Genomic DNA, 322 nt, shown 5'->3' on the forward strand with positions numbered 1-322 from the left:
CGTTGTTTTCTGCCTCAGATAATAAGTCTTCCCCTGTCCAATCAAGAAGTCCTTCCAGCCAATCCATCGCCTGTTCTTTATCTCCTTTTTCCAACAGGTGATGAACTATTGCAATGGTTAAATTTAGTTTTTCCATTGTCCATAAATTAGATAATTCCATTGCCGCTTTAAATTGCAGATTTTCAATTTCCCGTGCCAACTCAATCACATATTTGCTCATTTCTTTTTCTCCTGCTTGATTATATTTTCCCGACTGACTTTCCATGCTGCTTGGAATATCTCCCAGTAATTTTGAGCTGGCATATTCCAATATGTTCCATCG

At 38.2% G+C, this 322-nt stretch carries 1 protein-coding gene; it reads right to left on the minus strand.

What is annotated here, in order from left to right; genetic code table 11:
• On the minus strand, window positions 1–220 hold a 220-nt coding region (locus PSI23_RS22235; protein ID WP_273557072.1), incomplete at its 3' end, for a hypothetical protein.
• Window positions 221–322: the final 102 nt, after the last annotated feature.

The organism is Xenorhabdus yunnanensis (genome assembly GCF_028598805.1).
Taxonomy (GTDB): Bacteria; Pseudomonadota; Gammaproteobacteria; order Enterobacterales; family Enterobacteriaceae; genus Xenorhabdus; species Xenorhabdus yunnanensis.